Source organism: Mycobacterium hainanense, from assembly GCF_041890355.1.
Taxonomy (GTDB): domain Bacteria; phylum Actinomycetota; class Actinomycetes; order Mycobacteriales; family Mycobacteriaceae; genus Mycobacterium; species Mycobacterium hainanense.
Map to the genome: position 1 here is coordinate 5272932 of NZ_CP169059.1, position 13732 is coordinate 5286663.

Consider the following 13732-nt stretch of genomic DNA (forward strand, 5'->3'; position numbering starts at 1 on the left):
GATACGATGTCAATAAAGACGGTGTCAAAAATATCTAAATTGAATTCTGCGCACTTTCGCGTTAGTTGCCGATGGGCACCACTTCTGTGACGACCAGATCCCGAGCTGACGGCCTTCGACCACGATCCACAAGCGGGATCACACGAAATGGTGTGGCCTGGCAGCGCTCCTAGTGATGACAGAGGACGCTAAGCTGCGCCGCGATGGCTTCTTCCCGGAGCTGATTGCCACTCGAAGCCGTTGGACCACGGTGGCTCGCTAGTTCACAAAACCACGATCACGTCCCCGGCGTGTAGGGGTGTAGTCCGCCTGCCTCGCACAAGCTCACGATGGCCAATGTGACAAGCTCGTCATAGGGATCGGCGGTCTTTCCACCGGTCAACGTGTCGTCGAGACGACGCACCCGGCAGCGCTGCGATCGATGCCATAGCCGCCTTTGCGGTAGGCCCAGGAAGCGATCATGCCGTCGCTCACTAGTTGACGATCGCTGGTTTGTCCGCCAGTGGGGTGGCTGACTAGCTGGCTGTTGTGGACGAGGGCTAAGAAACCGTCAATACAGTTTTTGCTCGATATAGTGCCCTCGCCGCCGTCCTGGCGCTCCCAACTGATTGTGCAGCCGCTGACGTCGTAACCCCCGGCGTAGACATCTGCGTAGACCGGCGGTGCCAGGGCCAGGAACGCGACGAATGCAAGGAGGATGGAGAGTCTGCACATGGCGTCCCCCACGGAACGTTCCACAAGTCCAATCAGTTTGAGCCTAACGTGACTCAGCGGCTCGTGTCCCGTTTTGTAATTGCTGTGACTTGGCGGTGGGGTGTGCACATTGTGATGCTGTGACCAGTGTGATTTGGCGGCGGGTTCACTGCGGCCCGCATCCGATTCCCGAATGGTGCCGGGGTGGGGTTTCCATCTAGGGATTGACCAGGCAGCTGGTCGTGCCGGGAATGACCAGCGGGCCAACCAGCCCCACGCCGTCGCGGAACCGGCCGCAAGGCGGCGCTGGTCCTGTCGATCTGAACTCCGGGTGCGGCTGTCCGCTACCGGCAATCGTCCGCAGACCGTCCGCAGCAGAACTAGCGGCAATTCATCAAAGCCATCAGAGCCAACAGTCTGAGCTGCAACTTCGCAGCACTACCAACGCAGCTTGGCGCACCAAACGCCCAGATAGGTTCGTCAGCCTCGACAAGGTCAACACGTTCTAGTCCGGACCGCCGATCGCCAACTCAGCCGTCCCATACCAGGTGGCCGTCGGCGCGGCGGCGAGCGCCGTCGGCGGGGCGGTGCGGGCGCAGCCGGCCATCCGGCATGAGGTGTCGCACCGGCACCGCGCGGCCAAGCTCCGCTACATCGGCGATCAGCCGGCGGTGGCAGCGCCACCAGACGCTCTCGCTGCACATCACCGCGGTGGTGCGCCGGGCCGCGTCGCCCAGGACCTCGTCCAGCGCGCTGTCGAACTCCGGGGTCCGGGTGTATGCGGCGTACGCCCGGAATGCGGCCACCGTCCACCAGCTGTCCGGCTCCTCATCTCCCGCCGCGACATGGCGCCGGCCGCCCAGGCGGGGCTCCCACCGGTAGTCGATGCCGCGTTCGGGCAGCCAACTCTCCAGGGCCTCCCGCCGGACATCCGGATTCGTCCAACTGGCCGGATATCGCCGCACATCGACGACCAGCCCAACTCCGGCGCCGGCAAGCAACTCCCCCAGCCGCTCTCGGTCGGCCGTCCCGTGCCCCACGGTCAGCAACGCCCGCCCCACCCGACCAGTCTGCCCGGCAGTCGACACGCGGACCGGACCGATCGAGGATGGTGCGGTGATCCTCGCCGTCGACTTGGGTAAGACGTCGTGCCGCGCGTCGGCACGCGGCCGCCGGGCGGAGGGACCGGGCGCGCCGGGGCTGGCGGCGCCCGGCGGCGTGCGGGCCGCGGAGGCGGCGATCCTTAACGTGGCCAGCCAATTAGCACGCCAGCTCGGCGCGGTCGACGAGGTGATCGTGGGCGCCGCAGGGGCGGAGGCGGCGCCGGACGCGGCGCGTGCGCTGGGCGATGCGCTGCTGACCTCGCTGCGTGCGGAGCGCGTCGCGGTGACCAGCGACGCCGTGACCGCGCACGCCGGCGCGCTGGACGGGCAGCCGGGCGTCGTGCTGATCGCGGGCACCGGCGTCGTGGCGCTCGCGATCGATGCGGATGGTCGGTGGCGGCGCGCCGACGGCTGGGGCCTGTGGCTGGGTGACGAGGGCGGCGGCGGGTGGATCGGCGCCGCCGGGCTGCGCGCGGCGCTGCGCGCGCACGACGGCCGCGGCCCGTCCACCTCGCTGCTCGACGCCGCCCGCGCCCGCTTCGGCGCTCCGCAGACCTGGCCCGCGCGGCTCACCGGCGCCGCCGAGCTCGCGTCCTTCGCACCCGACGTCCTCGCCGCGCGGGGCGACGCCGTCGCGCTGGCGATCGTCGGCGCGGCGGCTGAGGCGCTCGCCGCAACCGCTCGCGCGGCCGGGGATGGCCCGGTCGCGATGGTCGGCGGCCTGGCCAAGTTCAAGGCGCTGCATGAGCGGCTCGACGTCGTCCCCGCCGCCGGTGACGCGCTCGACGGGGCGCTGCGGCTGGGGGCGATCCACGAACCGCACGTGATCCGCGTGCAGGCGGCACCGAAAACCGTTGATGCGCAAGGACTTGACACACTCGCGACCGAAGCCGTGCGTCCGGGTCTGCACGACCTCGACGCGCGGCCCATCGGGGAGGTCGTCGCGCTGCTCGTCACCGCCGAGGGCGAGGCGCACCATGCGGTGGCGGCGGCGGTGCCGCAAATCGCCGCGGCGGCCGAAGCGATCGCCGCGCGGCTCGAGCGGGGCGGCCGGCTGATCTACACCGGCGCCGGGACGCCCGGACGCCTCGGCGTGCTCGACGCGGCCGAGTGTGCGCCCACGTTCGGCACCGACCTCGTGCGCGGTGTGATCGCCGGCGGGCCGGTGGCGCTGACCGAGGCCATTGAGGGCGCGGAAGACGCGTTCGACCCCGCCGACCTCGCCGGCCTGACCGCCGCCGACGCGCTCGTCGGGATCACCGCGTCGGGCCGCACGCCCTACGTGCTCGGGGCGCTCGAGCATGCGCGCGCGGTGGGCGCGCTGGCGGTCGCGATCGTCAACAACCGCGGCAGCAAGGCATCGGCCGACGTGGTGATCGAATTGCTCACCGGCCCTGAGGTTCTCGCCGGATCCACCCGGCTGACCGCGGGAACCGCTCAGAAAGTCACGCTCAACGCGCTCTCGACGAGTGTGATGATCGCGCTCGGCAAGGCCTACGGCCCGCGGATGGTTGACGTGCGGCCGACGAACGCGAAGCTGCGCCGCCGCGCGGTGCGGATCGTGCGCGATGCGGCCGGTGTCGACGAGGAAACCGCGACCGCCGCGCTCGGCGCCGCGGGAGGTCACGCCAAGACGGCGATCGTCGCGCTGCTCGCGGGCGTCGACGCGGCCGAGGCCGTCGTCCGGCTCGACCGGGCGCGGGGACGCGTGCGGGACGCGCTCGGTGGGAACTGAGGCGCCGACGTCCGAGGGCTCACGACGTTGGCAGCCGGCATCAGTACCATCGGTGCCGTGGCACGCAACGGCCCACCCGACGACTTCCACGAACAGGCGACCCGGCATGCCGACTACGGCGTCGCCGAGCCGCCCACCACCGGCGAACCCCCGGTGAACCCCGCCGCCGGGTTCGAGCAGCCCGAAGCGTTCGGCGACCTGGACACCGAACCCACCCCCTGGTACCGCAGGCCGCCGCTGCTCATCGCCTGGCTGGTATTCGTCATCATCCTGATCGGGTTGATCGTCTACGGCATCACCGAACTGCTCAGCGGCGGGCAGGGCACCAGCCCGAGCACCAGCAGCACGAGCACGACGACGACCACCACCACGACCCCGCCGACGACCACCGCGACGACGACCCCGAGCACCAGCGGCGCGGTCGAGCCGCCGGCACAGCAGCCGACGGGGCAGCAGCCCACGCGTCAACCCGGCCAGCAGGAGCCGACGCATCGGCATCACCTGCCCCAGGTGCCGTCGGTGATCACGATTCCGGGCGTACCCACTGTGATCACGGTCCCGCCGGGCCTGCGCTGACCCCCTCGACCGCTAGGGTGAGGACCACCGGGCGATCGGAAGTGGGGTGCGGGGCATGAGCGAGTCGCTCGGGCTGTCGATTGGGGCGGCCAACTTGGTGGCGGCCCGCGCGGGTAGCGCCCCGGTGGTCCGCAGCGCCGTGTTGACCCTCTTCGAGCACCGACCGACCGAAGTTGGCCTGCCCGAGGAAAACCCGAACCTGACCGAAAACGGGATGGTGCTGCGCGGGTTCGTCGAGCGCGTCGGCGACCGAACCCCCGTGGTTGCCCCCGACGGGACGAAGTACCTCGGCGAGGTGCTGACGGTCGAGGCGATCGAGGCCATGGCCCGGGCCGTGGGCTACGGGACACCGATCACCATCGCCGTGCCCGCGTATTGGTCCGACGCGCAGTTCACCGCGCTGCGCGAGGAGTTCTTCGCCCAGCCGGATCTCGCCCGCGGCGGGGTGGCCCCGGTGCTGGTGTCCGACGCCACCGCCGCGCTCGCCGCGCTGCGCGGCCGACCGGGGTTCCCGACCGCGGGCGTCGTCGCGTTGTGCGATTTCGGCGCCAGCGGCACCAGCATCAGCCTGATGAACGCCGGGGCCAACTTCGCCCGCATCGGCCCGTCGGTGCGCTACGCCGATTTCTCCGGCGACGGAATAGATCAACTGGTGCTCGGCCGCCTGCGGGCCTCGGACGACACCATGGCCGACCTGGGCAGCACCGTGCGGATCGGGTCGCAGAGCCGGCTGCTCGGCGAGTGCCGGCGCGCCAAGGAGCAACTGTCCACCGCCGCCACCGCCTCGGTCGCGGGCACGCAATTGACCCGTACCGACCTGGAGCAGCTGATCTCCGAACCGCTGGACCGATTCCTCAATGTCCTCGAGGAAGCCTTGCGCCGCAACGGGATTCCGAAGTTGGCCGCGGTCGCGACGGCCGGCGGCGGCGCCGCCATCCCACTCCTCACGGCGCGGCTGTCAGGGCGCTTCGGCGTGCCGGTCCACACCGCGCCGCAGCCCGCGTTCAGCGCGGCCATCGGCGCGGCGACGCTCGGCGACCAGCAGGCGTCGGCGGGTGTCCCGACCGCCGCGGGCGCCGTCGTGGAAACGCCGACCGAGATGGTGGGCACCGGCGGGATCGACATGACGCAGGCCGCCTGGGCCGCCCAGGCCACCGACGTGGACGGCGCCCTGGCCTGGTCCCAGGACGCCGACGGCGCGGACGAACCGGTGCCCTACACCGGGCGGGACGCCACCGGCGAATATGCCGGCGCGGCACGGACCTTCGACGACGACGGCGATAGCCGCTACCCGGCCCGGGGTGGCGGGCTGCCCTGGTACAAGCGCACGGCGCTGGTCTTGACCGTCGCCGGCGCCGCGGCGGCGGTGCTGGTGGCCGTCCTGTTGGCGATCAACCTGGGGCTCACGAAGTCCAGCCCGCCCAAACCCACGACCCCGAGCCAGCCGGCGCCGCCGCAAACGTCGCAAACCGTGACCATCACCGGGCCGGACAACAGCACCACCGTGACGGTCCTCCCCCCACCCCCGCCGCCGCCGTCGTCGTCCGAGCCGCCGCCGGCCACCACCACGACCGAGCCGCCGACCACGACCACCACCACGACGGCGGCGCCGACGACCACGACCGCCGCGCCCACGACGACGTCGCAGGCACCCACCACATCGCAGGCGACCACCACCGCGGCGCCCACGACGACCCGCTTTCGGCCGCTACTGCCGCCCTTCGTGCCCCAGCCCCGGCCCTGACGCGGTGGCGCAGGTCACGGCGACGAAGCTCACACCCCCGCGCCGCCCTAACGAGGCAGGCCACGGGCGGCCTGAGCTCCCAACTTAGGGCAGCCTTTCTCGCGGCGGAAGCTGCGGAGATGTAACTATGAGCAGGGCTAAGCAGGCAAACAAATCGCAGGCTGAATCAACGATGCATTGGGGAGACCTTCCGTGACGACGCAAATGCTCATCAGACTGATAGTGGGCATGGGCATGACGCTGGTCGTGGCAGCACTCGCTGCCCGGCGCGTCCTGTGGCTGTTCAAGTTGGTCACGTCCGGGAAGCCGGCGCCCGGCCACACGAACGACCCGGGCAGGCGAATCTGGACCGAGATCGCCGAGGTCTTCGGGCAGCGCCGCCTACTCAAATGGTCGATCCCCGGCCTGGCCCACTTCTTCACCATGTGGGGCTTCTTCATCCTGCTGACGGTCTACATCGAGGCCTACGGCCTGCTCTTCCAGGACAACTTCCACATCCCGATCATCGGGCGCTGGGACGCGCTGGGCTTCCTGCAGGACTTCTTCGCCACCGCCGTCTTCCTGGGCATCACCACCTTCGCCATCATCCGGCTGCTGCGCAGCCCCCGCGAGATCGGCCGCTCGTCGCGGTTCTACGGCTCCCACACCGGCGGCGCCTGGCTGGTGCTGTTCATGATCTTCAACGTCATCTGGACCTACGTGCTGGTCCGCGGGTCCGCGGTCAACAACGGCACGCTGCCCTACGGCAAGGGCGCCTTCCTGTCGCAGCTGTTCGGCGCCATCCTGCGTCCGCTCGGGCAGCCCGCGAACGAGATCATCGAGACGACGGCCCTGTTGCTGCACATCGCGGTCATGCTGGCGTTCCTGATCATCGTGCTGCACTCCAAGCACCTGCACATTTTCACCGCGCCGATCAACGTCATCTTCAAGCGGCTGCCCGACGGGCTGGGGCCGCTGCTGCCGCTGGAGCACGACGGCAAGCCGATCGACTTCGAAAACCCGCCGGACGATGCCGAATTCGGCCGCGGCAAGGTCGAGGACTTCAGCTGGAAGGCCATGCTGGACTTCGCCACCTGTACCGAGTGCGGGCGTTGCCAGTCGCAGTGCCCGGCGTGGAACACCGGCAAGCCGCTGTCGCCGAAGCTCGTCATCATGGATCTGCGCGACCACTGGATGGCCAAGGCGCCCTACATCCTGGGTGACAAGGAGTCGCCCGCCGAGAACACGCCGGAGGGCGGTCTCGGCGAGGAGCTGTCCGGTGAGAAGCACGCCGAGGCGCACCACGTGCCCGAGTCGGGCTTCGGCCGCGTGCTGGGCTCCGGACCCGAGCAGGCCACCCGCCCGCTGGTGGGCACCGAGGAGCAGGGCGGCGTCATCGACCCCGACGTGCTGTGGTCCTGCGTGACCTGCGGCGCCTGCGTCGAACAGTGCCCGGTGGACATCGAGCACGTCGACCACATCGTCGACATGCGCCGCTACCAGGTGATGATGGAGTCCGAATTCCCGTCCGAGCTGTCGGTCCTCTTCAAGAACCTGGAAACCAAGGCCAACCCGTGGGGCCAGAACGCCTCCGACCGGACCAACTGGATCGACGAGGTCGACTTCGACGTGCCGGTCTACGGCGAGGACGTCGACAGCTTCGACGGCTACGAGTACCTGTTCTGGGTGGGCTGCGCCGGTGCCTACGACGACAAGGCCAAGAAGACCACTAAGGCCGTCGCCGAGTTGCTGGCCGTCGCCGGCGTGAAGTACCTGGTGCTGGGCGCCGGCGAGACCTGCAACGGCGACTCCGCGCGACGCTCGGGCAACGAGTTCCTCTTCCAGCAGCTGGCCGCCCAGGCCGTCGAGACGCTGGACGGGGTGTTCGAGGGCACCGAGACCGTCGACCGCAAGATCGTCGTCACCTGCCCGCACTGCTTCAACACCCTCGGCCGCGAATACCGGCAATTGGGCGCGAACTACTCCGTGCTGCACCACACCCAGCTGCTCAACCGGTTGATCCGCGACAACAAGTTGGTGCCGGTCAGCCCGGTGTCTCAGGACATCACCTACCACGACCCGTGCTACCTGGGCCGGCACAACAAGGTGTATGAGGCCCCGCGCGAGCTGATCGGGGCCGCGGGCGCGACGCTCACCGAGATGCCGCGCCACGCCGAACGCAGCTTCTGCTGCGGCGCGGGCGGCGCGCGGATGTGGATGGAAGAGCACATCGGCAAGCGCATCAACCACGAACGCGTCGACGAGGCCCTGGCCACCGGGGCGTCCACCATCGCGACCGGTTGCCCGTTCTGCCGGGTGATGGTCACCGACGGTGTCAACGACCGCTCCGAGGAGGCCGGCCGGACCGGGGTCGAGGTGCTCGACGTCGCCCAGGTGCTGCTCGGCTCGCTCGATTACGACAAGGCGACGCTGCCGGAGAAGGGCACCGCCGCAAAGGAAGCCGAGAAGCGGGCGGCGCAGGCACCTAAGGCCACCGCGACGGTCGAGGCACCGGCCAAGGAGACCGAGGAGGCGCCCGCCGAGGCGGCCCCGAAGTCCGAGGCCGCCGCCGCGCCCGCCGCGCCGGTCAAGGGGCTCGGCATCGCCGGCGGGGCCAAGAAGCCCGGCAAGAAGGCGGCCGAACCCGCCGGGGACGGCAAGGCCGAGGCGTCCGCGCCCGCCGCGCCCGCCAAGGGGCTGGGCATCGCCGGCGGGGCCAAGAAGCCGGGCGCCAAGAAGGCCGCGCCCGCGCAGGCCGAGGCCAAGGCGGAGGCGCCCGCGGAGGCGCCCGCGGCGCCGGTCAAGGGGCTGGGGATCGCCGCCGGTGCCAAGCGCCCGGGCGCCAAGAAGGCCGCGCCGGCCGCCGAGGCACCCAAGGCCGCGGCACCCAAGGCCGAGGCTCAACCCGCCGAGGCCGCTGCGCCTAAGGCCGAGACCGAGGACAAGGCGCCCGCGGCGCCGGTCAAGGGGCTGGGGATCGCCGCCGGTGCCAAGCGCCCGGGCGCCAAGAAGGCCGCGCCGGCCGCCGAGGCACCCAAGGCCGCGGCACCCAAGGCCGAGGCACCCAAAGCCGAGGAACCCGAGGCCGAGGCCGCGCCCAAAGCGGAGCCGGCAAAGCAGACGGACGGCGAGCAAGAGCCGCCCGCGCAGCCGGTGAAGGGCCTGGGCATCGCGCGCGGGGCCCGGCCGCCGGGCAAGCGCTGACCTGGGAATTTGCCGCTTGACAGCAAATTTCGGTGGACAGTGGTGGCACCATTAAGGACGTGACCACGCACCAGCTGCCCCTGCACGCCTCCGGCCATCACCGGCAGCGGGTCTTCGCGCAGTCGTCCAAGCTTCAGGACGTCCTGTACGAGATCCGCGGGCCGGTGCACCAGCACGCGGCGCGGCTGGAGGCCGAAGGGCACCGCATCCTCAAGCTCAACATCGGCAACCCGGCGCCGTTCGGCTTCGAGGCCCCCGACGTGATCATGCGGGACATGATCCAGGCGCTGCCATACGCGCAGGGCTACTCCGACTCGCAGGGCATCCTGCCCGCGCGCCGGGCGGTGGTGACCCGCTACGAGCTGGTGGAGGGTTTCCCCCGGTTCGACGTCGACGACGTCTACCTGGGCAACGGCGTCTCCGAGCTGATCACGATGACGCTGCAGGCGCTGCTGGACAACGGCGACGAGGTGTTGATCCCGTCGCCGGACTACCCGCTGTGGACGGCGTCGACGTCGCTGGCCGGCGGCACACCCGTGCACTACCTGTGCGACGAGACGCAGGGGTGGCAGCCCGACATCGCCGACCTGGAGTCCAAGATCAGCGAGCGCACCAAGGCGCTGGTCATCATCAACCCGAACAACCCGACCGGCGCGGTGTACAGCCGCGAGGTCCTGACCCAGATGGTGGAGCTGGCGCGCAAGCACCAACTGCTGCTGCTCGCCGACGAGATCTACGACAAGATCCTCTACGACGACGCCAGGCACATCAACGTGGCCTCGTTGGCGCATGACATGCTGTGCCTCACCTTCAACGGCCTGTCCAAGGCCTACCGGGTCGCCGGGTACCGCGCGGGCTGGCTGGCGATCACCGGCCCCAAGGACCACGCCGAGAGCTTCATCGAGGGCATCAACCTGCTGGCCAACATGCGGCTGTGCCCCAATGTGCCCGCCCAGCACGGGATTCAGGTGGCCCTCGGTGGCCACCAGAGCATCGAAGACCTGGTGCTGCCCGGTGGGCGGCTGCTCGAGCAGCGCGACGTCGCGTGGGAGAAACTCAACGAGATTCCCGGGGTGTCGTGCGTCAAACCCGAGGGCGCGCTGTACGCCTTCCCCCGGCTCGACCCCGAGGTCTACGACATCGCCGACGACGAACAGCTCGTCCTCGACCTGCTGTTGCAGGAGAAGATCCTGGTCACCCAGGGCACCGGATTCAATTGGCCGGCACCGGATCACCTGCGCATCGTGACGCTGCCGTGGTCCCGCGATCTCGCCGCCGCGATCGAGCGGCTGGGCAACTTCCTGGTCGCCTATCGCCAGTAAGCAAGTTCGCAGCCGGCGCCTCTACGGTGGACCGGTGACGCACTCGCACTCGCACGGCCCGCCCGGCCCGGCCCCGGTTGAATCGCTGCCCGCCCGGATCGTCGTCGGGTTGTTGGTAGCTATCGGGGTGGCGGTACTCGGCGGCGCCATCGCGCTGTGGCCCAGTCGCCAGCACGTCGACATCCCGATGCCGTTCCAGAATGCGGCCGGCGGCGCGGTGAGCACCCAGGCCGGGCATGTGCTGTCCAGCGGCATGGGTGACTGCGGGAGCCCATCGGTCAGCCAGGTCCTCACCACCGCGCCGCAACCGGCGCCCCCGGGCGCGGGCCGCTGCGTGCTGACACAGGTGGCGATCGACTCCGGCCCCAACACCGGGGCCAACACATTGCTGGAGTCCTCCCCCGGCCCGGGCCAGCCCAAATTCGCGGTGGGAGACCACATTCGGCTCGTCCGCCAGGTCGACGACCAGGGCGCCACCAGCTACGCGTTCTACGACTTCGAACGTGGCTGGTCGCTGGTGGCCCTGGCCGTCGCGTTCGCGGTGGTGATCGTGGCGGTGGCCCGCTGGCGCGGGCTGCTCGCGCTGCTGGGCGTCGGGGTCGCGTTTCTGGTCCTGGTGGTGTTCTTGCTACCGGCCTTGCGCGACGGCGCGCCCGCGGTTCCGGTGGCGCTGGTCGGCGCGGCGACGATCCTGTACGCCGTCATCTACCTGGCTCACGGCGTGAGCCTGCGAACCAGCGCCGCGCTACTGGGCACGCTCGCGTCGCTGCTGCTGGCGGCGGGATTATCGTGGGCCGCAATCCAACTGGCGCATCTGACCGGCTTGTCCGAGGACCAGAACGCCACCGTCAGCGCCTACCTGGGCAACGTGTCGATCAGCGGCCTGCTGCTCGCGGGCTTCATCATCGGGTCCCTGGGTGTGCTCAACGACGTGACGGTGACCCAGGCCTCCACGGTCTTCGAGCTGGCCCACCTCGGCGGCTCGCGGCGCGCGATCTTCCTGGGCGCCATCCGGGTTGGCCGGGATCACATCGCCAGCACGGTGTACACGCTGGTGCTGGCCTACGCGGGGAGTTCGCTGCCGCTGCTGCTGCTGTTCAGCGTAGCCAACCGTTCGCTGACCGACGTGCTGACGGGCGAAAGTGTCGCCATCGAGATCGCCCGGTCCGCGGTGGGCGGCATCGCGCTGGCGCTGTCGGTGCCGCTGACGACGGCGATCGCCGCGGCGCTGGCCAAGCCTAGTGAAACCGGCTCCGCTCCAACAGATCCAGCAGATAGCCACCATACCCGGACTTGAGCAGCGTGTTAGCACGCTCGGCCAGCTGCTCGTCGGTGATCCAGCCCTGCTGCCACGCCACTTCCTCGGGGACGCTGACCTTCAGGCCTTGCCGTCGTTCCAGCGTCCGCACGAAGTCGCTGGCGTCCAGCAGGGAGTCGAAGGTTCCGGTGTCGAGCCAGGCCGTTCCGCGGGCCATCACCTCGACCGACAGCTTGCCCCGGCTCAGATAGATCTGGTTGACCTCGGTGATCTCGTACTCGCCGCGCGCCGACTTCTTCAGACCCCTGGCGATCTCGATCACGTCGTTGTCGTAGAAATACAGGCCCGGCACCGCGTAATTGGATTTCGGGGTCTGGGGTTTCTCCTGCAACGACAGCGCCATGCCGTCGTCGCTGAACTCGACCACACCGTACGCCGAGGGGTTGGCCACCCAATAGGCGAAAACCGCTCCGCCGCTGATGCTTTGGAAGCGGCTCAGGCTGGTGCCCAGGCCGGGGCCGTAGAAAATGTTGTCCCCCAACACCAAAGCCACCGAGTCGTTGCCGATGTGGTCGGCGCCGAGGACGAACGCCTGGGCCAGGCCGTCGGGCCGCTCCTGCGTCACGTAGCTGATGTCGATCCCGAACTGCGAACCGTCGCCCAAAAGCCGCTCGAAGCCCGCCGCGTCGTGCGGGGTGGTGATCACCAGGATGTCCCGGATCCCGGCCATCATCAGTGTGGACAGGGGGTAGTAGACCATCGGCTTGTCGTACACCGGCAACAGCTGCTTGCTGATGCCCACGGTGATCGGGTGCAGGCGGGTGCCCGAGCCGCCGGCCAAGATGATGCCGCGCATGAGTGGCTCCCCTATTCCACGCTTAATTGACGAGGTCGGATTCGGTGAGTTCGGTGGCCGCCAGCGCGGACGCCAGGTCGTCGTGCCGGAACACGGACGTGACGTGGTCGTGGACCACCCGGAACGCCGACGCGGCGGTCGTCACGGCGCCGGGGTCGTCCTGGGCGCTCAGCTTCTGCTCGACGACCACCACACCGTCGTGCACGTACATGCGCCCGAGTTCGGCCGCGCCGCGGCGGGAAGCGGCCCACCGGCGCAGCGCCTCGTGGCCCTGCGCGGCCCCGTGCGTGTCACCGATCTCGATGTCGTCGCTCGACAGGGCCACCAGGGTTTCCAGGTCGGACGCGTTGAGCGCGTCGTGCCATGCCAGGACGGTGGCGATCTCCGAAGTGGTCATGGTGTGCAAGTTACCGTGTGGGCCCGTGGCTAGAGCGGGGTACGGTTCAGCCAGTTCTGCCACACCGCCTCGTCGCCGAACAGCGCGATGCCCGTGTCGGCGAGCGGCGCCCGGCGCAGGATGGCCAGCAGCAGCTCGGTCGCCCCGCCCCGCAGCGCCGCGGTGCCCTTGCCGTGCTCGTGTGACCAGGTGATGCGGCCGGCTTCGACGCCGATCGTCCACTCGCCGGCCTCGCCGAGCCCGGGGTCGGTGGCGTGCAGGTGCAGGGTGTTGCCGTCCTCGAGCGGGAGCGGCGCCCCCTGGGCGCCGGCCTGGATCGCGACCCGCTCAAGCCATTCGGTGATCGCGTCGGCGGCGATGTCGGCGGCCAGCGTGAACTCCGCTCCCAGGGCCATGGCCGCGTCGGCCCGATGCACGGCCACCTCGTGCAGGCGGCGGCGGACCCACCAGTTCGCCGGGCGCTGCCCGAGGAAGGTCCACACCGGTGTTTCCACGCCGGTCAGCTCGACGGCGTCGACCAGCCGTTGCGCGCCGCCCTGCAGCCAGGAGACGGCGTCGGCCGGGTCGGGGGGCGGCTTGCCGCCTTCGACGGACCGGAAGTCGAGGAACTCCTGCAATCGCTCGCGCACGATCTGCGCCGCCCAGCGGTCGCCGCGGCCGACGTGGCGCAGCAGCTGGTTCAGGTTCCACCCCGGGCAGGTCGGCACCGGCTTGGACTGGTCCGCATCGCGGAAAAGCTCCGAGAATGCGCGGTTCTCGTCGAGGAATGCGCCGGCATAATCCACGCGGGTCAGGCTACTCGCCGCGCCTTCGCGCCGAACGTCACGCCAGCGTGGCATTCGCCGGCCAGCGCCACGCTGGCGTG

Annotated in this window: 11 protein-coding genes and 1 pseudogene; 7 read left to right on the plus strand and 5 right to left on the minus strand. The window is 70.0% G+C overall.

What is annotated here, in order from left to right; all coding sequences use genetic code 11:
- Positions 1 to 378: 378 nt before the first annotated feature.
- Positions 379 to 726, minus strand: a complete 348-nt coding sequence (locus ACEL92_RS24865) for a hypothetical protein (RefSeq protein ID WP_374023230.1) — start codon at positions 724 to 726, stop codon at positions 379 to 381.
- A 497-nt stretch (positions 727 to 1223) separates the two neighbouring features.
- Positions 1224 to 1754, minus strand: coding sequence for a DUF488 family protein (locus ACEL92_RS24870; RefSeq protein ID WP_374023231.1), 531 nt, complete (start codon positions 1752 to 1754; stop codon positions 1224 to 1226).
- 55 nt (positions 1755 to 1809) lie between these two features.
- On the opposite strand from ACEL92_RS24870, the pseudogene ACEL92_RS24875 reads away from it, so the two are divergent.
- The 7 genes and pseudogenes from ACEL92_RS24875 to ACEL92_RS24905 form a co-directional block, all read left to right on the plus strand.
- Positions 1810 to 2538: pseudogene (locus tag ACEL92_RS24875) on the plus strand (BadF/BadG/BcrA/BcrD ATPase family protein); the annotation flags it as partial.
- Positions 2539 to 2628: 90 nt separating this feature from the next.
- Positions 2629 to 3531, plus strand: a complete 903-nt coding sequence (locus ACEL92_RS24880) for an N-acetylmuramic acid 6-phosphate etherase (protein ID WP_374026375.1) — start codon at positions 2629 to 2631, stop codon at positions 3529 to 3531.
- A 57-nt stretch (positions 3532 to 3588) separates the two neighbouring features.
- Positions 3589 to 4107, plus strand: coding sequence for a hypothetical protein (locus ACEL92_RS24885; RefSeq protein WP_374023232.1), 519 nt, complete (start codon positions 3589 to 3591; stop codon positions 4105 to 4107).
- A 55-nt stretch (positions 4108 to 4162) separates the two neighbouring features.
- Positions 4163 to 5851 (plus strand): Hsp70 family protein, encoded by a 1689-nt coding sequence (locus ACEL92_RS24890; RefSeq protein ID WP_374023233.1) that lies wholly within the window; start codon positions 4163 to 4165, stop codon positions 5849 to 5851.
- Positions 5852 to 6043: 192 nt separating this feature from the next.
- On the plus strand, positions 6044 to 9034 hold the full coding sequence (locus ACEL92_RS24895; RefSeq protein WP_374023234.1) for a heterodisulfide reductase-related iron-sulfur binding cluster: 2991 nt from the start codon (positions 6044 to 6046) through the stop codon (positions 9032 to 9034).
- 32 nt (positions 9035 to 9066) lie between these two features.
- Positions 9067 to 10356 (plus strand): pyridoxal phosphate-dependent aminotransferase, encoded by a 1290-nt coding sequence (locus ACEL92_RS24900; protein WP_374023235.1) that lies wholly within the window; start codon positions 9067 to 9069, stop codon positions 10354 to 10356.
- A 34-nt stretch (positions 10357 to 10390) separates the two neighbouring features.
- Complete coding sequence (locus ACEL92_RS24905) at positions 10391 to 11653, plus strand: YibE/F family protein (RefSeq protein ID WP_374023236.1); 1263 nt, start codon at positions 10391 to 10393, stop codon at positions 11651 to 11653.
- Here ACEL92_RS24905 and rfbA read toward each other — a convergent pair.
- Genes rfbA through ACEL92_RS24920 form a run of 3 tightly spaced genes read right to left on the minus strand, consistent with a single transcriptional unit; the run spans position 11595 to position 13652 of the window.
- Positions 11595 to 12470 (minus strand): glucose-1-phosphate thymidylyltransferase RfbA, encoded by an 876-nt coding sequence (gene rfbA, locus ACEL92_RS24910; RefSeq protein WP_374023237.1) that lies wholly within the window; start codon positions 12468 to 12470, stop codon positions 11595 to 11597. The two genes, ACEL92_RS24905 and rfbA, sit on opposite strands and share 59 nt — an antisense overlap.
- Positions 12471 to 12492: 22 nt before the next feature.
- Positions 12493 to 12867 (minus strand): nuclear transport factor 2 family protein, encoded by a 375-nt coding sequence (locus tag ACEL92_RS24915; RefSeq protein ID WP_374023238.1) that lies wholly within the window; start codon positions 12865 to 12867, stop codon positions 12493 to 12495.
- Between the two features lie 29 nt (positions 12868 to 12896).
- The gene (locus tag ACEL92_RS24920; protein ID WP_374023239.1) at positions 12897 to 13652 is read right to left on the minus strand and encodes a maleylpyruvate isomerase family mycothiol-dependent enzyme; all 756 of its coding nucleotides are present in this window, start codon (positions 13650 to 13652) and stop codon (positions 12897 to 12899) included.
- Positions 13653 to 13732 lie beyond the last annotated feature (80 nt).